General features: G+C 69.1%; 19 protein-coding genes. 11 read left to right on the top strand and 8 right to left on the bottom strand.

Annotated elements, in window-relative coordinates; all coding sequences use genetic code 11:
- Positions 1-95 precede the first annotated feature (95 nt).
- Entirely contained in the window at positions 96-1,148 is a 1,053-nt protein-coding gene (locus ABIC51_RS37345) for a LysR substrate-binding domain-containing protein (RefSeq protein ID WP_060199408.1), read from the bottom strand.
- 106 nt (positions 1,149-1,254) lie between these two features.
- Here ABIC51_RS37345 and ABIC51_RS37350 point away from each other — a divergent pair, with 106 nt between their 5' ends.
- Positions 1,255-2,598, top strand: coding sequence for an MFS transporter (locus tag ABIC51_RS37350; RefSeq protein WP_354006963.1), 1,344 nt, complete (start codon positions 1,255-1,257; stop codon positions 2,596-2,598).
- Between the two features lie 44 nt (positions 2,599-2,642).
- On the opposite strand, the gene ABIC51_RS37355 is transcribed toward ABIC51_RS37350, so the two are convergent.
- The gene (locus ABIC51_RS37355; protein ID WP_059695277.1) at positions 2,643-3,281 is read right to left on the bottom strand and encodes a glutathione S-transferase family protein; all 639 of its coding nucleotides are present in this window, start codon (positions 3,279-3,281) and stop codon (positions 2,643-2,645) included.
- A gap of 112 nt (positions 3,282-3,393) precedes the next feature.
- On the opposite strand from ABIC51_RS37355, the gene ABIC51_RS37360 reads away from it, so the two are divergent.
- The 3 genes from ABIC51_RS37360 to ABIC51_RS37370 all read left to right on the top strand — a co-directional run bounded on the left by ABIC51_RS37360 (position 3,394) and on the right by ABIC51_RS37370 (position 7,028).
- On the top strand, positions 3,394-4,314 hold the full coding sequence (locus ABIC51_RS37360) for a LysR substrate-binding domain-containing protein (RefSeq protein WP_175898140.1): 921 nt from the start codon (positions 3,394-3,396) through the stop codon (positions 4,312-4,314).
- Positions 4,315-4,580: 266 nt separating this feature from the next.
- Positions 4,581-4,865, top strand: a complete 285-nt coding sequence (locus ABIC51_RS37365) for a hypothetical protein (protein WP_091925553.1) — start codon at positions 4,581-4,583, stop codon at positions 4,863-4,865.
- A 45-nt stretch (positions 4,866-4,910) separates the two neighbouring features.
- The gene (locus tag ABIC51_RS37370) at positions 4,911-7,028 is read left to right on the top strand and encodes a phosphocholine-specific phospholipase C (RefSeq protein ID WP_354006964.1); all 2,118 of its coding nucleotides are present in this window, start codon (positions 4,911-4,913) and stop codon (positions 7,026-7,028) included.
- A 66-nt stretch (positions 7,029-7,094) separates the two neighbouring features.
- Here ABIC51_RS37370 and ABIC51_RS37375 read toward each other — a convergent pair whose 3' ends face one another.
- Positions 7,095-7,718 (bottom strand): RBBP9/YdeN family alpha/beta hydrolase, encoded by a 624-nt coding sequence (locus tag ABIC51_RS37375; RefSeq protein WP_226230755.1) that lies wholly within the window; start codon positions 7,716-7,718, stop codon positions 7,095-7,097.
- A gap of 346 nt (positions 7,719-8,064) precedes the next feature.
- Between ABIC51_RS37375 and ABIC51_RS37380 the strand changes: the two genes are divergently transcribed.
- The 4 genes from ABIC51_RS37380 to ABIC51_RS37395 are packed head-to-tail and all read left to right on the top strand — an operon-like array spanning position 8,065 to position 10,701.
- On the top strand, positions 8,065-9,006 hold the full coding sequence (locus ABIC51_RS37380) for a 2-hydroxyacid dehydrogenase (protein WP_027788971.1): 942 nt from the start codon (positions 8,065-8,067) through the stop codon (positions 9,004-9,006).
- Between the two features lie 26 nt (positions 9,007-9,032).
- Positions 9,033-9,965, top strand: coding sequence for a hydroxymethylglutaryl-CoA lyase (locus ABIC51_RS37385; RefSeq protein ID WP_059695268.1), 933 nt, complete (start codon positions 9,033-9,035; stop codon positions 9,963-9,965).
- A 26-nt stretch (positions 9,966-9,991) separates the two neighbouring features.
- Positions 9,992-10,498, top strand: a complete 507-nt coding sequence (locus ABIC51_RS37390) for a YbaK/EbsC family protein (RefSeq protein ID WP_027788969.1) — start codon at positions 9,992-9,994, stop codon at positions 10,496-10,498.
- Positions 10,495-10,701, top strand: a complete 207-nt coding sequence (locus ABIC51_RS37395) for a DUF1289 domain-containing protein (RefSeq protein ID WP_354006965.1) — start codon at positions 10,495-10,497, stop codon at positions 10,699-10,701. The genes ABIC51_RS37390 and ABIC51_RS37395 overlap by 4 nt, the downstream gene beginning before the upstream one ends.
- Positions 10,702-10,966: 265 nt before the next feature.
- On the opposite strand, the gene ABIC51_RS37400 is transcribed toward ABIC51_RS37395, so the two are convergent.
- Positions 10,967-11,869, bottom strand: coding sequence for a DMT family transporter (locus ABIC51_RS37400; RefSeq protein WP_027788967.1), 903 nt, complete (start codon positions 11,867-11,869; stop codon positions 10,967-10,969).
- A gap of 113 nt (positions 11,870-11,982) precedes the next feature.
- On the opposite strand from ABIC51_RS37400, the gene ABIC51_RS37405 reads away from it, so the two are divergent.
- Complete coding sequence (locus ABIC51_RS37405; RefSeq protein ID WP_011353413.1) at positions 11,983-12,474, top strand: Lrp/AsnC family transcriptional regulator; 492 nt, start codon at positions 11,983-11,985, stop codon at positions 12,472-12,474.
- Between the two features lie 28 nt (positions 12,475-12,502).
- On the opposite strand, the gene ABIC51_RS37410 is transcribed toward ABIC51_RS37405, so the two are convergent.
- A complete protein-coding gene (locus ABIC51_RS37410) occupies positions 12,503-13,399 on the bottom strand; it encodes an alpha/beta fold hydrolase (RefSeq protein ID WP_354006966.1) in 897 nt (298 codons plus the stop codon).
- Positions 13,400-13,689: 290 nt separating this feature from the next.
- Between ABIC51_RS37410 and ABIC51_RS37415 the strand changes: the two genes are divergently transcribed.
- On the top strand, positions 13,690-14,649 hold the full coding sequence (locus ABIC51_RS37415) for an NAD(P)H-dependent flavin oxidoreductase (RefSeq protein ID WP_027788966.1): 960 nt from the start codon (positions 13,690-13,692) through the stop codon (positions 14,647-14,649).
- 121 nt (positions 14,650-14,770) lie between these two features.
- On the opposite strand, the gene ABIC51_RS37420 is transcribed toward ABIC51_RS37415, so the two are convergent.
- From ABIC51_RS37420 to ABIC51_RS37430, 3 genes are all read right to left on the bottom strand, one after another.
- A complete protein-coding gene (locus ABIC51_RS37420; protein ID WP_021157442.1) occupies positions 14,771-15,733 on the bottom strand; it encodes a LysR family transcriptional regulator in 963 nt (320 codons plus the stop codon).
- A gap of 180 nt (positions 15,734-15,913) precedes the next feature.
- The gene (locus ABIC51_RS37425; protein ID WP_059695265.1) at positions 15,914-16,990 is read right to left on the bottom strand and encodes a porin; all 1,077 of its coding nucleotides are present in this window, start codon (positions 16,988-16,990) and stop codon (positions 15,914-15,916) included.
- Positions 16,991-17,335: 345 nt separating this feature from the next.
- Positions 17,336-17,818, bottom strand: coding sequence for a hypothetical protein (locus ABIC51_RS37430; RefSeq protein ID WP_027788964.1), 483 nt, complete (start codon positions 17,816-17,818; stop codon positions 17,336-17,338).
- A 348-nt stretch (positions 17,819-18,166) separates the two neighbouring features.
- On the opposite strand from ABIC51_RS37430, the gene ABIC51_RS37435 reads away from it, so the two are divergent.
- Entirely contained in the window at positions 18,167-19,198 is a 1,032-nt protein-coding gene (locus ABIC51_RS37435) for a bile acid:sodium symporter family protein (protein ID WP_059492026.1), read from the top strand.
- Positions 19,199-19,281 lie beyond the last annotated feature (83 nt).

Here is a 19,281-nt window from a genome sequence, read left to right on the forward strand (position 1 = left end):
ATCGTCACTGTAGTCAGGTTCACCCGATCGATCCATTCGGCCAATCGGCAGAGGGATTGCCGAACCGCAACCCGCGGCGGCAATCGAACGTTTCGTCACGCCGCCAGCGCCGCCACCGCCCCCTCCGTCGCATCCCGCACCGCCTGCGTCACGATCCACGCGAGCCGGTCGACGGTCGGCGTCGCCGACGACGTGCGCCGCAGCAGGATCAACGGCAGGCTCGGCAACGCAGGCAATCCGAGCGAAGCCGCATCGAGCACGCGCACCGACGCGGGCAGTCCGTAATGCGAACGCACCGTCAGCCCGAGGCCGGCCGCCGCCGCGGCCCATAACCCGGCGAGACTCGGCGTCGTGAATGCAACGCGCCACGGCACGCCCGCGCGGTCGAGCGCATCGGTCGCCGCGCCGAAGAACCGGCACGGCCGGTCGAACACGACGAGCGGCAGCGCCTCGCCCGCGGCACGGCCGCCCGCCGAGGCGTGCGCGGCAGCCGCCCCGACTTCCGCCCCTTCGTCGGCCCCACCCGGCACGCCGAACCCGCCCGCCCCCGCCGCCCCGACCCACTGCATCGGCACCTGCGCGATCACCTCGCTGTCGATACCCGGCCGCGACAGCAGCGCAGCCGACACCGGATCGCCCCACACCAGCGCGAGATCGAGCTGGTTCGCGTCGAGCCGGTCGAGCAGGTCGGCATTGCGCGCCACGCGCGCCTCGATCCTCACCTTCGGATGCGCGCGCGCGAACCGCCCGAGCACGTCGGGCAAAATCGCCTCGCCGAAATCCTCCTGCAACCCGACGCGCACCCAGCCGTCGAGATTGACGCCGCGCACGGCCGCGGCCGCCTCGTCGTTCAGCTCGATCATCCGCCGCGCATAACGCAGCATCGCGTCGCCGGCATCGGTCAGCGCAAGCCCGCGCCCGGATTTCACGAACAACGGCGTGCCGGCCTGCTCCTCGAGCTTGCGGATCTGCGCGCTCACCGCCGACGACGAGCGCGCGACACGGTCGGCCGCCTTCGCGAAACTGCCGAGATCCACGCCCGCGACGAGGCTGCGCAGCGCCGCCACGTCGAAGTTGGGCCGGGCCAGCGCGGCATCGGCCAGCGCGAGCGACTCGCCGCCGCCGCGTGGAATGTCTTGTCCGGGCATTTCAACCATCCTGTTTTATCGAACGATTCATCAAGAACTTTCCGATTTTCAGGATGAATGTAGGTCGCCAGACTGTGGATGTCAATTTCCAACCGGGCCTGCCGCCATGGATACCACCTGCATCGCCTCCCCCTCCTCGCCCGCCCGCGATGTACGCGGCCCGGCCCATCGCTGGCGCGTGCTGGCCGCCGGCGTGGCCGCGAACATGAGCTTTTCGGCCGCGGCGGCCGGCATCCCGACCACCGCCGTGTGGATGCGCTCGGCCTATCACCTCGACAACGGCGCACTCGGCCTCGTGCTCGGCGCGCTCGGCTTCGGCGTCGCGCTGTCCGAGCTGCCGTGGGGGATCGCCGCCGACCGCTTCGGCGATCGCCGCGTGCTGCTGACCGGGCTCGTCGCGACGGCCGCGATGCTCGCGCTGATGGTGTGCACGATCGTCCCGAGCGCGCACGCGGTGCCGCCGCTGGCGCGCGTCGTCGTGGCGATGTGCTGCGTCGGCCTGCTCGGCGGCAGCGTGAACGGATCGAGCGGACGCGCGGTGATGCGCTGGTTCGGCGAGCGCGAACGCGGGCTCGCGATGAGCATCCGCCAGACGGCCGTGCCGCTCGGCGGCGGCGTCGGCGCGGCGCTGCTGCCGTCGCTCGCATCGCACCTGGGCTTCGCGGCGGTATTCGGTGCGCTGATGCTGCTGTGCGCCGGGTCGGCCGTGCTGACCTGGCGCTGGCTGCACGAACCGCCCGCCGAACCGGCTGTCGCACACGGTGCCGCGCATCGACCGGCCGCTCGGCCGCAACCCACGCAACCCACGCAACCCGCGCAACCCACGCAACCCGCGCAACCCGCGCAACCCACGCAACCCACGCAACCCGCGCGGCTCGCGCACGGCCCGCTCGCGAGCGCCCGCGTGTGGCGCATCGTGCTCGGCATCGGCCTGCTGTGCGCGCCGCAGTTCGCGGTGCTCACGTTCGCGACGGTGTTCCTGCACGACTTCGGCAGGCTCGGCCTCGCCGGCATCAGCGCGGCGATGGTCGTGTTGCAACTCGGCGCGATGGTGATGCGCGTCTGGAGCGGCCGCCATACCGACCGGCACGGCAACCGGCGCGCGTACCTGCGCGGCTCGGTGCTCGTCGCGGCCGGATCGTTCACGCTGCTTGCCGCCGCGACGGCCGGCAGCCCGCACGTGCCGCTCGCCGCGATCGTCGCGATTCTGGTGTTCGCGGGCGTGTGCGTATCGGCGTGGCATGGCGTCGCGTACACGGAGCTCGCGACGCTCGCGGGTGCGAACCACGCGGGCACCGCGCTCGGGATGGCGAACACGGTCGTCTACCTCGGGCTGTTCGCGACGCCGCTCGCGATCCCGCCGCTGCTCGCCGTCAGTTCGTGGAGCGCGGTCTGGCTCGCGGCCGCGCTGGTCGCCGGCGCGACCTATCCGCTGTTCGCCACGCGCTAGCGGCACGCGGGCACCGCGGCCCCGCCACGACGCCCGCATCCCGATCAGGCCGCTTCGCGCGCCAGCGCGCGGCGCACGGCCGGCCGGTCGGCCTCACGCTGCGCATGCGCGGTCCATGCGGGGTGCCGCGCCATGTCGAGCCCGATCGCGACACCCCAGCGATACAGCACGAACAGGAACGGATCGACGATCGAATGCGCGCCCGGCTCGGCCCACGTGCGGCCGTCGGCGAGCGCGGCTTCGATCGTCTCGTTCGCGGCTTCGATCACGCCGCGCCCGTGCGTGCTGACTGCCCCGTGCAGCGCGGGATCGCCGATGAAGCGGCCCGGCCGCCACAGCGCACCGTAGCCGACGCCATGCACCCAGCCGACCAGCCAGGCGAGCCATTCGTGGCATCGCGCCTCGCGCAGCGGGTCGCCGAGCGGCAGCAGTTGCGCGTCCGGATAACGGCGCGCGAGATACGTGAGGATCGCGGGCGTTTCGGTCAGCACGCGCGGCTCGCCCGGAATCTCGAGCACGGGCACGCGTGCCTTCGCGTTGATCGCGAGATAACGCGCTTCGAGGTTCTGCTGCTTCTGCACGGAGACGATCTCGACGTCGAACGGCGCGCCGGTTTCCTCCAGCGCGATGTGAGCGGCGAGCGAGCAGGCGCCCGGCGAAAGATAGAGACGATATGCGTTCATGGTGGCGTGGCCCGACGGGACTGTGGAAGACGGAACCGAGTGTAGGAACGCGTGCATGCCCGCTGCAAACGATGAATTGTCGTGCTCGGGCATTAGTGCTACTAATACCCGCATGAAACGCATCCACCTTCCTCCGCTGCAGACGCTGCGCGCGTTCGAGACCGCCGTGCGGCTGCAGAGCTTCACGCGCGCGGCCGACGCGCTCGCGCTCACGCAAGGCGCCGTCAGCCAGCACATCCGCGCGCTCGAGGCGCAGCTCGGCTACCCGCTCTTCACGCGCGAGCGCAACGGCGCGACGCCGACGCACGCAGCACACGCGCTCGCGCTGCAGGTGCGCCAGGGCCTCAGCGTGCTCGAGCGCGCGTTCGAGCCGGCCCTCGCCACGCGCAGCCGCCCGCGCACCTGCGACGTCACGCTGAACGTCAGCGTGCTGCCGAGCGTCGCCGAACGCTGGCTCGCGCCGCGCCTGCCGCGCTTCTCGGCCGTGCATCCGCACATCGCGATCGCGCTGCACCCGGACGTGGCGCTCGCGCCGCTGCGCAAGCGCGACCGCATCGACGTCGCGCTGCGCTACGGGCCCGGCACGTGGCCGGGCGTGGTCGCCGAGAAGCTGATGAACGAGACGATCTTCCCGGTCGCGAGCCCCGCGTACCGCAATCGCGACGGCGTCGCACCGCGCACGCCGGCCGATCTCGTGCGCGCTACGCTGCTGCGCCATCCCGCGCAGCCGTGGGAACCGTGGCTCCAGGCCGCGCGGCTCGACCTCACCGAATCCGCGCGTGCGCCGCGTTTCAGCGATGCGAACGCGCTGATCGACGCAACCTTGAAAGGGCGCGGCGTCGCCCTCGCGCGCCGCTCGCTGATCGAGCCCGAACTCGCGGACGGCACGCTCGTGCGCGTATCGTCGGTGCGCGTGACCGACGTGTATGCGCACTACGTCGTGTGGCGCCCCGGCCATCCGCACGAATCGGCGATCCGAACCTGGCTCGACTGGCTGCGCAGCGAAGTGCGGCGGCGCACGCCGCGGCACTGACGCAACACGATCGGTTGCTCGCGTTCATCGTCAACGGTCAGGCTGCCTTGGACGCGCTCACGCATCGCATCGCGCGCCCGGGTAAAAGTGCCCGCCTCGCAACGTCCGCCGGGAAATATTGCGCGCCCGCCACGCCGTGCAAGCGGATGGTCAGGATATCGAAAGCAATCCGCGATCACGCGACGGTCGCAAACGATTCACCGAAACGTCGCATCGCACCGGCATACTCGAAAACGTTTCCCGATCAGCCTGCCAGGAGAGAAGTCATGCGTCGCGTTTCCGCCGTCGTCGTTTTTTGTGCCGCCGCTTTCGTCGCCGCCTGCAGCGACGACGCGCCGCACGACGCACACACGACCGACGCGTCCCAGCAGGCCGGCGCATCGGCCGGCTCCGCCAGCGCATTCAACCGCGATGCAACCGCGAACGCCGCCGCGTCCGACGCAGCGCCGCTCGCGCCGCCCGTCGTGCACTACCCGCCCGATGACGACGACGACGCGAAACCCGCGGCGAATGCGGCCGCGTCGAGTGCCGCCGCGTCGTCGCCGGGCTGATCCCGCCGCTTCCGTCCCCCGACCGCAGAACCGAGGTGAAATAACATGACGTCATCGAGCCGCCGCCGTTTCCTGCATACCGTCGCACAATCCGCGGGCGCCGCCGTCGCGCTCAACGCCTTCCCCGAATCGATCCGCCGCGCGCTCGCGATTCCCGCCGCGCGCGGCACCGGCACGATCCGCGATGTCGAGCACATCGTCGTGTTCATGCAGGAAAACCGCTCGTTCGATCATTACTTCGGACACCTGCGCGGTGTGCGCGGCTACAACGACCGCTTCCCGATCCCGCTGCCCAACGGCAAGCCGGTGTGGTACCAGCCGTCGAAGGCCGACCCGGGCAAGCCGGTGCTGCCGTTCCGGCTGAACACGCTGACGACGAGTGCGCAGTGCGTCGGCGATCTCGACCACTCGTGGTACAAGACGCACGCGGCGATCGACGGCGGCCGCTACGACCAGTGGCCCGCGAACAAGACCGACATGACGATGGGCTATCACGTGCGCGAGGACATCCCGTTCCATTACGCGCTCGCCGATGCGTTCACCGTGTGCGACAACTATTTCTGCTCGCTGCCGGGGCCGACGCACCCGAACCGGTCGTACCTGATGACGGGCACCGTCGACCCGACCGGCAAGTTCGGCGGCCCGCTGCTCGACAACAGCGACTATGTCGACGGCGACGGGCCGCCCGCCTACCAGCTGCTGTCGTGGACGACCTTTCCCGAACGTCTGGAAGCGCGCGGCGTGTCGTGGCAGATCTACCAGCAGGGCACGATGGGCAACGATCCGTACAACGGCAACTACGGCACGAACGTGCTGCAGAACTTCGCGAACTTCATCGACGCGAAGCCCGGTTCGTCGCTGTACCAGCGCGCGCAGACGGTGCGCACGCTCGACGACCTGAAGAACGACGTGATCAACGACCGGCTGCCGCAGGTGTCGTGGCTGTGCCCGCCGGCGGCGTTCTCCGAGCATCCGAAGTACACGCCCGCGTACGGCGCGAACTACACGTCGCAGATTCTAGACGCGCTCACGTCGAACCCGGACGTATGGCGCAAGACGGTGCTGTTCATCATGTACGACGAGAACGACGGCTTCTTCGACCACATCGTGCCGCCTCAGCCGCCGACGTCGGCCGCGCAAGGCGCGTCGACCGTGACGACCGACGGCGAGCTGCACACGGTCGTGAACCCCGGCCGCGGCGGCAGCTACACGGCCGACGGCCTGCCGTACGGCCTCGGGCCGCGCGTGCCGATGACGGTCGTGTCGCCGTGGACGAAGGGCGGCTTCGTGTGCTCGCAGGTGTTCGACCACACGTCGGTGATCCGCTTCATCGGCGAGCGTTTCGGCGTCGACGAACCGAACATCACGCCGTGGCGCCGCACGGTCTGCGGCGACCTCACCGCCGCATTCGACTTCCGCTCGTCCGACGCGTCGTTCCCGCCGCTGCCCGACACGAGGCAGTACCGCTCGATCGCCGACCGGCAGTGCACGTCGCAGCCCGCGCCGACCGTGCCCGCGACGCCGTCGCCGGTCGACCCGCAGGAGCCCGGCGTGCGGCCGGCGCGTGCGCTGCCGTACGAGCTGCACGTGAACGCGAGCCTTGACGGCAGGACGCGGCTGCGCATCGAATTCGCGAACCGCGGCAACCAGGGCGCGCACTTCCACGTGTACACGACGAACCGCACCGACGGCCCGTGGCGCTACACCGTCGGCGCACGCCGCGTGCTGCATGCGGACTTCGACCTGACGACGACGAACGGCGCGTACACGTTCTCGGTGTACGGGCCGAACGGCTTCGTGCGCATGTTCTCGGGCAACGTGTCGACCACGGCCACCCATCGCAATCCTGCGCAGCCGGAAGTGAAGGCCGGCTACGACGTCGCGAACGGGAACCTGTACCTGAAGCTGCGCAACCCCGGCGGGGCTCACGTCACGCTGACGCTGACCGACAACGCATACGGCGCGCCGTCGCGGCAGGTGACGCTGCATGGCGGTGACGAACGCGTCGAGCAGTGGTCGCTCGCGGCGAGCCACCAATGGTATGACGTGACGGTGAGCGACGGCGCGGCCGGCACGTTCTCGCGCCGTTTCGCGGGCCACGTCGAGAACGGCCGACCGAGCTATTCGGATCCGGCGGCGGTGCGGCCCGTGTCCGCGGCGTAAGCGCAACGGCACGGCATGGCGCGGCACCCGCCGCGCCGCACGGATCGCCCGCCCGGCCCGTCGGAATCAGATCGCGTGCGCGAGCACGCGATCGACGAGCGCGGCCTCGAAGCCGTCGTCCGCGTCGCGAAAGCGCAGCGGCGCCGCGCAGTGGACGAGCGTGTCGATGAAGTACTTCGCGCGCGGCCACGGCCCGAAGCCGGCCGCGGTGTTGATGTGCCCGGCGTCGCCGAGGTTCACGAACGCGCTGCCCAGGTGCTGCGCGAGCGTGCGCGCGTCGGCAAGCGGCATCCACGGATCGGTCTCGCTGCCGATCACGATCGACGGCACGGCGAGCCGGCGCGCGTCGAACGGCCCGGCAAACGTGAATTTCTTCGGACTGGCGGGCGCGACGAGCAGCACGCCTGCGACATCGCCCGTACGCGGCCACTGCGCGAGCGCATGCGCGGTCGCGAGGCAGCCGAAGCTGTGCGCGGCCAGCACGAACGGCCCGCGTTCGCGGTCGAGCAAGGTGCGCACCGATTGCGCCCAGCGCGCGAGATCGGGCGCATCCCAGTCGTCCTGCTCGACGCGCAGCGAGCGCGGGAACTGCCGTTCGAGCCAGGTCTGCCAGTGAGCGCCTTCGCTGCCGTGCAGGCCCGGGACGGTAACGAGGCGCGGCGGCCACGCCGATTTGCTGCATGCGCGCATGATTGCCCTCGCTTGCTTGAAGACGGGATTCGATTGTGGCGCGGCGCGCCCGGCGGCCGAACCAATATTTTGTGCTTTGCTTTTGCGCGGGGCGGCCCTCCGCGGGGCGGCCACGCCGGTCGCCCACGCCGATCGCCCGCCCCGCGCACCGGCGCGCGATGCGCCGCGAAACCGTAGAATGTGGGCTTCCCGTCAGCTTCACACGGAACCGGGGCCGGGCGCCGATGCGCGCCGGGCGCCCGGTCGTCAGGAGACGCCCGATGTCCGCTACGCCCGCCGGCGCGCCGCGCCCGGCTCCGCTCGCCGTTCCCGTGACGCGCCTCGCTGGCGCGCGCGCAGTCGTCCAATGAAGATCCTGTTCCATTCCCCGCACCAGGAAGCAGGCGCGTGGCGCGACGAGATCGCGCATGCGCTGCCGGAAGCCGAACTGCGCGCGTGGCAGCCGGGCGACACGGCCGCCGCCGATTACGCGCTCGTCTGGCGCGCGCCGCGCGAATTCTTCACCCCGCGCGACGGCCTGCGCGCGATCTTCAACCTCGGCGCCGGCGTCGACGCGCTACTCGCGCTCGACCGCGCGCAACCGGGCACGCTGCCGCCGCACGTGCCGCTCGTGCGCCTGGAAGATTCGGGCATGGCGCAGCAGATGGTCGAATACGTGACGCACGCGGTGCTGCGCTACCTGCGCCGCTTCGACGAATACGACGCGCAGCAGCGCGAGCGCCGCTGGCAGCCGCTCGAGCCGCATGCGCGCGCCAGCTTCACCGTCGCCGTGCTCGGCCTCGGCGTGCTCGGCGCGCAGGTCGCGCTCGCGCTCGCCGCGCTCGGCCTGCCCGTGCGCGGCTACAGCCGCAGCGCGAAGCAGCTCGACGGCGTCACGACCTTCGCCGGCGACGGTGCGTTCGATGCGTGCATCGACGGCGCGAAGGTGCTCGTCAACCTGCTGCCGAGCACGCCCGACACCGACGGCATCCTGTCGTCCCGCACATTCGCGCGGCTCGCGCCCGGTGCGTATGTCGTCAACGTCGCGCGCGGCGCGCATCTCGTCGAGGCCGACCTGCTCGACGCGCTCGCGAGCGGCCGGATCGCCGCCGCGACGCTCGACGTGTTCCACCAGGAGCCGCTGCCCGACGATCACCCGTTCTGGCGCGCGCCGCGCATCACGATCACGCCGCACAGCTCGGCCGAGACGCTGCGCGCGGAGGCCGTCGAGCAGATCGCCGGCAAGATCCGCGCGCTCGAGCGCGGTGAGCGCATCGGCGGCATCGTCGACTACACGCGCGGCTACTGAACCTGCAAGCAAACCTGGAGACAACCATGACGTTCCCCACCGCCGTCAAGATCGTCGAAGTCGGCCCGCGCGACGGGCTGCAGAACGAGAAGACCTTCGTGCCGACCGACGTGAAGATCGCGCTCGTCGACCGGCTGTCGCGCGCCGGCTTCCGCAACGTCGAGGCCGCGTCGTTCGTGTCGCCGAAATGGGTGCCGCAGATGGCCGACGGCGCCGACGTGATGGCCGGCATCGAGCGCCGCGCGGGCACCGTGTACTCGGTGCTCACCCCGAACCTGAAGGGCTTCGAGAATGCGCTCGCCGCGCGCGCCGACGAAGTCGTGATCTTCGGTGCGGCCAGCGAGGCGTTCTCGCAGCGGAACATCAACTGCAGCATCGCCGAGAGCATCGCGCGCTTCGAGCCCGTCGCGAAGGCGGCGAAGGATGCGGGCGTGCGGCTGCGCGGCAGCGTGTCGTGCACGCTCGGCTGCCCGTACCAGGGCGAAGTGCCGGTCGCATCGGTCGTCGACGTCGTCGAGCGCTTCGCGGCGCTCGGCTGCGACGAGATCGACATCGCCGATACGATCGGCGTCGGCACGCCGAAGCGCACGCGCGAAGTACTGTCGGCCGTCACGCGCGTGTTCCCGCGCGAACGCCTGTCGGGCCACTTCCACGACACCTACGGCCAGGCACTCGCGAACATCTACGCGGCGCTGTTCGAAGGGATCGAGATCTTCCACGCGTCGGTCGCGGGCCTCGGCGGCTGCCCGTACGCGAAGGGCGCGACCGGCAACGTCGCGACCGAGGACGTGCTGTACCTGATGCAGGGCCTCGGCATCGACACCGGCGTCGATCTCGCGCAGGTCGTCGCTGCCGGCGACTTCATCTCGAACGCGATCGGCCGCGCGAACGTGTCGCGCGCCGGTCGCGCATTGCTCGCCAAGGCGCAGAGCGCGGCCGACGCCGCGAACTGCGTATAACCCCGGTATTCGATGGATTCCTCAACATGACGACACCCGCTTCATTCGATTCCCTCCCCGATTCCGCGCGACGCGTCGCGCTGCTGCTGCGCGAGCGCGGCCATGCGAAAGGCATCGTGATGCTCGCCGAAACCGGCAAGACGTCGGCCGAGGCCGCGGCCGGGCTCGGCTGCTCGGTCGCGCAGATCGCGAAGTCGATCCTGTTTCGCCGCCAGTCGGACGGCGCGCCGGTGCTCGTGGTCGCGAGCGGCGTCAATCGCGTCGACGAGAAGAAGGTCGCCGCGCAGGTCGGCGCGGTCGGCCGCGCGGACGCGAAGTTCGTGCGCGACAACACCGGCTATGCGATCGGCGGCGTCTGCCCGATCGGCCATCTCGTCGAACCCGTCACGCTGATCGACGCCGACCTGCTCGAGCTCGACAGCCTGTGGGCGGCCGCCGGCCATCCGCACGCGGTGTTCAACCTGTCGCCGAACGAACTGGTGTCGCTGACGGGCGCGCCGGTCGCGGACGTCGCATTGCGGGAATCCGCATGAGCGACGTCGTGGCACCGATCGGCACGGTGGCCTCGCCGTGCACCGACGTATGCCGGATCGATCCGCGCACCGACTGGTGCGCGGGTTGCCTCCGTACGCGCGACGAGATCAAGGGATGGCGCTCGTCGGATGACGACGCGAGGCGCGTGCTGCTCGCGCGGCTCGATGCGCGGCGGCGCCTGATTGCGAGGAGCGGCGCATAAAAAAAAAGCCGTTCAGCCTGACGGGCGAACGGCATCGAGATCGGAATCCTGTGAACGTGATCAACGTCACAGCCCGCATCATACGAGCGACGCGCACCGCTCGCATCGGGTGTTTCCCTACAACTTCTTACAGCGTCTTCCACGCGTGCGCGGGCTCCGCTTTTGCTCGCCATGCGCACGCCATCCGCGCGCAATATCCGCTCCCGAAACTCGCATTCGACGCGCCGCCGTGACACCCGCCGCGACGCCGAATCGTACGACCGTTTCAGTTGCCGACCGCCGCGCGACGCGCGGGCACGATGCGCCAGCCGAGATTCACGCCGGCCGCCGCGAGCAGGATCAGCAGCGCGCCGAGCACCTGCGTCCACGCGAGCGTCTGCCCGAACGCGAAGTGATCGACGACGATCGCGACGACCGGATAGACGAACGACAGCGCGCCGGTCATCGCGGTCGGCAGCTTCTGGATCGCGCCGTACAGCAGCACGTACATCAGGCCCGTGTTGACGACGCCGAGCACGATCAGGTCGAGCCACTGCCCGGCCGTCGCGGGCAGCGTGCCGAAGTGGGCGAACGGCGCGAGCAGCACGATGCCGATACCGGCCTGCAGCAACGCGAGCAGGTGCGGCGGCGTCCCCTTCAGGTGCTTCGTGACGATCGACGAGATCGCATACAGGAACGCCGCGCCGAGCGACAGCGCGACGCCCTCCAGATATTCGCCCGGCACCGCGAGCACGGCCGGCTCGACGCGCACCACGGCGACGAGCCCGACGAACGCGAGCGCGAGCCACGCGAGCGTCGACGCGGTGATCCGCTCGCGGAACACGATCGCGCCGAGCGCGACGAGCATGAACGGCTGCGTGTTGTAGACGGCGGTCGCCATCGAGATCGATGCACGCGAATAGGCGGCGAACAGCAGCAGCCAGTTCGCGACGATCGCGATGCTGCCGAGCGTCGCGAGCGCGAGCATCCGCGGCGAGAACAGCGCGCGGCGCAGGAAGCCGAATGCCGCGCAGACGATCGCGAGCGTCGCGGCACCGAACAGGCAGCGGAAGAACACGACGTTCGTCAGCGGCTGCTGCGACGACATCACGAGCCAGCCGATCGTGCCGGACATCAGCATCGCGACGACCATCTCGGCGGCACCGCGGCGAATTTCATTCGAGGCCATCATGAACTCCATTGAAAGAGAGTGGATGACCTCGATTCTAGAAACTTGCTTTCGCCGCAACCACGGCTAAACTGAAGCGAATCAGCCGATTGACCTTCGAAAGCAAAGCGATCATGCCGAAACGCCTTTCCCCGCCCGCCGTCGCGTCGCTCGACGCGACCGACCGCGCGATCCTCGCGGCGCTGGCCGACGACGCGCGTATCGCAACCAGTGAACTCGCCCGGCAGATCGGGCTGTCGGCCCCCGCGACCGCCGATCGTGTGCGGCGGCTCGAGGCCCAAGGCGTGATCGCCGCGTTCACCGTCGAGCTCGACCCGCGCGCGCTCGGCTACACGCTGCAGGCGATCGTCCGCGTGAAGCCGCTGCCCGGCCAGTTGCATCTCGTCGAAGAGATGCTGCGCCGGATTCCCGAATTCGTGGAGTGCGACAAGGTCACCGGCGACGACTGCTTCATCTGCCGGCTCTACCTGCGCACGATCGCGCACCTCGACGACATCCTGTCGAAAGTGACGGAGCGCGCCGAGACGAGCACCGCGATCGTGAAATCGACGCCGGTGCCGCGCCGGCTGCCGCCGCTCGTCGAGGACGACGGCGCGCACCGCTGAGCAGCCGGCACGCGCCGCCCGCGTGCCGTCAGGAAGCCGCGTCGCGCGCCTCGAAGAACGCGAGCAGTTCGTCGATCAGCGCGACGGGCGCCTCTTCCGGAATGTAGTGCCCGCACTCGAGCGCGCGGCCGCTGACGTCGCGCGCGACGCGGCGCCATTCGTCGAGCGGATCGAAGCAGCGGCCGACGATCCCGTGCTCGCCCCACAGCACGCGCAGCGGGCACGCGACCTTGTTGCCGCGCTCGAGATCCGCACGGTCGTGCTCGAGATCGATCGTCGCGGATGCGCGGTAGTCCTCGCACATCGCATGCACGGCGCCCGGCTGCGCGAGCGCGGCCCGGTACGCGGCGAGCGCCTCGGGCGCGAACGGCGCGAGCCCGGCGGACCGGTTGCCCATCACGCGTTCGATGTAGGCATCGGTATGCGCGCCGACCAGCGTCTCGGGCAGCGGCTCCGGCTGAATCAGGAAGAACCAGTGGAAATACGCGGTCGCGAACGCGCGATCGGTTTTCTCGTACATCGCGAGCGTCGGCGCGATGTCGAGCAGCATCATCCGCTCGACGGCATCCGCATGATCGAGCGCGAGCCGGTGCGCGACCCGCGCGCCGCGATCGTGCGCGCATACATGGAATTGCTCGAAGCCGAAATGCCGCATCACGGCGACCTGGTCGGCCGCCATCGCACGTTTCGAATACGGTGCGTGCTGCGCGTCGCTCGGCGGCTTGCCCGACGCGCCGTAACCGCGCAGGTCGGTGGCGATCACCGTGAAATGATTCGCGAGCGTCGCGGCAACGCGATGCCAGATCATGTGGGTTTGCGGATGTCCGTGCAGCAACAGGAGCGGCGGACCCGCGCCTCCTTTGACACCGAAAATGTCGGTGTCCTGCACCGTCACGCGAAACGGTGCAAACGCCTCAAACGACATGGTTTGTTTCTCGTTGGTTTGTTATGGCGGTTATTTTAGGAGCGCCGGCGCGTCTTCACAGCGCGGTAAACACCAGAATCCCTAGAAAGAGAACACTCACTCGATTGCCGCCACACCGCGCGATTTGCTAAGCTCGCGTAGAATCGCACGATCGTTCGTATTAATAAGGACGACCTCGTTTTGCAGCTTCGCTTTACCGCTTCGTTCCGCAGCTACACTCGAATGACCGTTCGACCGCAAAGCATGGCGGCGGCGCGACCGCGGCCGCCCCTGGAGACTGGAGACATTACATGGCATTGCCCACCGTCCTGCAGAACCTGACGCTGCCCGTCATCGCGTCGCCGATGTTCATCGTCAGCTACCCCGAACTCGTGCTCGCGCAATGCAAGGCGGGCATCGTCGGTTCGTTCCCCGCGCTCAACGCCCGTCCGGCCGAACTGCTCGACGAGTGGCTCACGCAGATCCAGTCCGAGCTGGCCGACCACAAGGCGAAGCACCCCGACGCCGTGATCGGCCCGATCGCGGTCAACCAGATCGTCCATCAGTCGAACACGCGGCTCGAGCACGACGTGCGCGTGTGCGTCGAGCACAAGGTGCCGATCTTCATCACGAGCCTGCGCGCGCCGGCGCGCGAGATCGTCGACGCGGTGCACAGCTACGGCGGCATCGTGCTGCACGACGTGATCAACCTGCGTCACGCGCAGAAGGCGCTCGAAGCCGGTGTCGACGGGTTGATCCTCGTCGCGGCCGGCGCAGGCGGCCACGCGGGCACGACGTCGCCGTTCGCGCTCGTCGGCGAAGTCCGCAAGATCTTCGACGGCCCGATCGTGCTGTCCGGCTCGATCGCGAACGGCGGCTCGATCCTCGCCGCGCAGGCAATGGGCGCCGATTTCGCGTACATGGGCACGCGCTTCATCGCGACGCAGGAAGCGCACGCGATCGACGACTACAAGCACGCGATCCTGAACGCGAAATCGTCGGACATCATCTACACGAACCTCTTCACGGGCGTGCACGGCAACTACATCCGCGAGAGCATCGAGAAGGCGGGCCTCGATCCGGACGCGCTGCCGGAATCCGACAAGACCAAGATGAATTTCGGCGGCGACAAGACGAAGGCGTGGAAGGACATCTGGGGCGCCGGCCAGGGCGTCGGCCTGATGGACGACCTGCCGAGCGTGGGCGCGCTCGTCGAGCGCCTGAAGCGCGAGTACGACGACGCGAAGGCGCGGCTCGGCATCCCGCGCTGACGGATGCGGCGGCCATGGCGGCCGCCGCCGGCGCGCATCCCGTCGGACCAAACAAAAAAGCGCGAGCTGCAACGGCTCGCGCTTTTTGTTTTCATCGCCCCGCCGCGGCGGGATGCGCGGTTCACACCGCGCGCTTCATCCGCGTGATCGGCAGCACGCGCAGGCGCGATTCGATCGACGGGCACAGCGACTGCCCTTCGAAACGCGCCGCCAGGAAATCGACGAACGAACGCACCTTCGCGGACACGTGACGACGGCTCGCGTAGACCGCATAGATCGGCGCCTCGTGCGGCGGCACCGCATCGATCAGCACCGGCACGAGCCGGCCGGACTCGATGTCGTCGCCGACCACCTCGGTGCCGAGCAGCGCGATGCCCGCGCCCGCGAGCACGGCCGCACGCAGCCCTTCGAGATGGTTCACGATCAGGTTGCCGTTCAGGTTCACGCGCGACGCGGCGGCCGCGTCGATCACCAGCGCGTCGAGCATCGTCGAATTCGAGTCGCGCCGCAGGTAGTTGTGGTGCGCGAGATCGGCGATCGTCTGGGGCGTGCCGTGCTTCTCGAGATACTCGGGCGACGCGACCAGCAGGATGTGCGCGGTCGCGATCTGCCGCGCGACCAGCGACGACGATTTCAATCCGTTCGGCGCCGCGCGCACCGCGACGTCGTAGCCTTCCTCGATCAGATCGACCACGCGATCGGACAGCGTCATGTCGACGGTCACGTCCGGGAACCGGCCCGCATAATCGGTGACGGCCTGCATCACGTGCCGCAGCCCGAACGCGGACAGCGACGTGACGCGCAGCCTGCCTTGCGGCACCACGCTCGCGGCGCCGACGGCCTGCCCGGCTTCGTCGAGTTCCGACAGCGCCTGCACGAGGCGCTCGTAGTATTCGCGTCCGGCCTCGGTAGGCGCGACGCGTCGTGTCGTGCGATGCAGCAGCCGCGCACCGAGCTGCTGCTCGAGATGCATCACGTGCTTGCTCGCCATCGCAGCCGACATCTGCATGCGCTCGGCCGCGCCGACGAAGCTGCCCACTTCGACGACGTAGCGAAACACATTCATGCTGACGAGGGTATCCATCGAACTCGCTCGTAATGACGGGGGAATGGTCCAATTACGAGATAGGGTAACAAAGGCGGGGAAACAGAAAGGTCAAGAAAGGCAAAACGGCGCCGCGGGTGGCGGCGCCGTTCTGGCGGGAAAACATGCAGCCCGGACGCGCTTTTCGCGCGCATCCGGCGCGGCGGTCGCGCGTGCGCGTCAGAACTTCGCGCGGATGCCGGCGCCGAACGTGTTGCCGTTCGACAGGCCGCTGATGTGGTCGTTCATGTAAGCAGCGTAGACGTCCGTGCGCTTGGACAGCGGATAGTCGTAGCCGACGGCCCAGGTCTGGCGCGTCTGGTCGAGGCCGCCCGCGTCGCGCGAGTACGCGTACGACGCCATCGCGTTGCCCACGCCGAGCGGCACCGACACGCCGCCCTGCGCGGTATTCACGTGCCAGCTGCCCGCGACCTGGTCGTTCTTCGTATACATGTACTGGCCGAACAGCTTCACGTACTTCAGGTCGTAGGTCGCGCCGACTTGCGCGATGCCCTGGCTCTTCATGCCGGCCACCAGCGCGCTCAGGTCACGCGGGCCGTTGTTGAAGTTCACGTACTGGTAGACCGCGGTCGCCGCGAACGGGCCGTTCGCGTAGTTGAACTGCGCGCTCCACTTCTTCGAGCCGTTGTCGCCGGCCTGGTTGCCGAACGCGTACATCGCGCCGAAATTCAGGCCACCGAACGAAGGCGACGTGTACGACAGCGCGTTGTTCCAGCCCGAATCGCCGACGGCACCCTGGTCGCTCGGGTAGGTCGGGAACGTGCCGAGGCCGAGGAACACGTGGTACACCATCGGCGAGAAGGTGTACGAGTCGTAGAACGGGTTGAACAGGATCGTCGACAGGAACAGGTGCGTCGTCAGGCGGCCGGCCGTCACCGTGCCGTACGGCGAATCGATGCCGACGTACGCGTTGCGTGCGAAGAACGTGTCGCCCTGGAAGCGGCCGAACTGGCCGTTCTGCGCGCGGAAGAAGCTTTCCAGCGTGAAGATCGCCTTGTAGCCGTTGCCGAGATCCTCGGCGCCGTGCATGCCCCAGTACGACGTCGACATCCCGCCGCCGCTCACGTTCCACGCGCGGTCGCTGCCCGGGAACTTGGTGGCGCCGACCCATTCGTCGACCTGACCGTAGAGCGACACGCTCGACTGTGCATGGACGGGAGCGGTAGCCGCCACGCAGGCAGCCGCGGCGATCAGCTTGACGGACGTGCGCGACGCACGGCGAGCGAATGCTTTCATTGGATCTCCAGATTTTGTCGAATTGTCGATAAGTGGCGCGAGCGTTGTTTTTTGGAGCCGAGTGCTTGCGTCGTATGGGGCGCAGCCATCTTTACGGATCATTCGTCCGGTCAAAATTGCGCACACTTATTGCGGGTATAGCGGCAGCATTAACTTCGCGGAATTGATACATGGCCGGGTACCCGCCGACGGCCCGGCGTGGACGCGGTCGCACGGCCGGACGGCCGCGTGGCACATGCGAGCCGGGCGCGAAAGATAGCGCAATGCGACGGGAAAATCAGCGGAAATCTGTGCGCGACTGTGGCGAATTCGCATCAGCCGCCGGAGGGACGAGCGCGCGGGCGCTCAGTTTCGGTAGAACGGGGAGAAATACGGCGAGTGCGCAGGCTCTTCCTGCGAGCGGGGCGGCGGCATCGGACGGCCGCCGCGCTCCTCGTTGTAGCGCGCGACGTCGGCGCGGATCGAACCGGCGCGCAGCGGCACGTTGCCGCCGCCCGGCGGGCGCGGCATCTGGCGCACGTCGGCGCTGATCGGGCGATACGGGCTTTGCGCGGCGTAATGACCGTACGACGGCGTCGGCCGCAGCCCCCAGCGGGAACCGTAGCCGCTCACGCCGCCGGCGCGTGCACCGACGGGGGGCGTGACGTGGCGCCAGACGGGAACCCCGCCGGCCGGCTGACCGTATGCGCGCATGTCGCCACCACCGAAACCGTGGCCGCCGAATGCATGACCGCCGTGCGGCGGCTGCGCGAGCGCGAACGGCATCAGCAACGCGCCGAGTGCGCCTGCGACCCATCGTCCGATCTTCCGTTTCACCCGTTCCGTCATCGTGCAATGCCTGTCCATGCCCGCCGCCGGCTCCTTTCGGCCGACCCAAGGCTTTCAGCAGTAATTTATGAGCGCGCCGAAAGCGTGTCGAGCCAAAAAGTGTTATGTCGCCGGCATCGGTGTAACACCATGTTACTGCTAGGTTTTTTCACTTCGGCACGCGACCGGGACAGAACATTCTTCTGCCGTTTTGCGCATGGCCGGGCCGGTGCCGTGAACGCAGTCGCATGAGACTGATTCATCAATCGATTCCCACAATGAATTTGTGTAGTGAATCATCAACCGGGACAATGGCGCCATCCGCGCGCGCGCGACGCGCGCCCCCGTCGTTTCCGAATCGAGTTCCCGATGGCCCGTCCCCGTTTTCTTCCCGACAACTTCACGCTCGCGCTCGTCGGCACCGTCGTGCTCGCGAGCCTGCTGCCCTGCCGCGGCCCGGCCGCCCACGCGTTCAACTGGGCGACCAACATCGCCGTCGGCCTGCTGTTCTTCCTGCACGGCGCGAAGCTGTCGCGCGAAGCCGTCGTCGCGGGCGCGACCCACTGGCGGCTGCACGCGGTCGTGCTGCTCAGCACGTTCGCGCTGTTCCCGCTGCTCGGCCTCGCGCTGAAGCCGGTGCTGCAGCCGCTCGTCACGCCGACGCTGTATGCGGGCGTGCTGTTCCTGTGCACGCTGCCGTCGACGGTCCAGTCGTCGATCGCGTTCACGTCGATCGCGAAGGGCAACGTGCCGGCCGCCGTGTGCGCGGCATCCGCGTCGAGCCTGCTCGGGATCTTCGTCACGCCGGCGCTCGTCGGGCTGATGATCACGTCGCAATCGGCCGCCGCCGCGTCGCCGTGGAGCACCGTCGGCAGCATCGTGATGCAGCTGCTCGTGCCGTTCATCGCCGGCCAGTTGCTGCGGCCCGTGATCGGCGGCTGGATCGACCGCAACCGCGGCGTGCTGCGCTTCGTCGACCAGGGCTCGATCCTGCTCGTCGTCTACGTCGCGTTCAGCGAGGCCGTCAACGAAGGCCTCTGGCACCAGATCCCGCCGCGCGCGCTCGGCGGCCTGCTCGTCGTCAACCTCGTGCTGCTCGCGATCGCGCTCCTGCTGACCGCGTTCGTCAGCAAGCGGCTCGGCTTCAACCGCGCCGACCAGATCACGATCATCTTCTGCGGATCGAAGAAGAGCCTCGCGGCCGGCGTGCCGATGGCGAAGGTGATCTTCTCGGCGAACGCGGTCGGGGCGATCGTGCTGCCGCTGATGCTGTTCCACCAGATCCAGCTGATGGCGTGCGCGGCGCTCGCGCAGCGCTGGGGCGCGCGCGACATGAGCGGCGAGCACGACGAGGGCGACGCGGCATCGGCGCCCGGCGCGCTGAGCGCGGGCAAGCGCTGACGATCGGGGCGGCGGGACGGCCGCCGGGTGGTGCCGTCCCGGGGCTCTGCCTTCCCGCCTCCCGCCTCCCGCCTCCCGCCTCC

Source organism: Burkholderia sp. 572 (assembly GCF_040545135.1).
Taxonomy (GTDB): Bacteria; Pseudomonadota; Gammaproteobacteria; order Burkholderiales; family Burkholderiaceae; genus Burkholderia; species Burkholderia cepacia.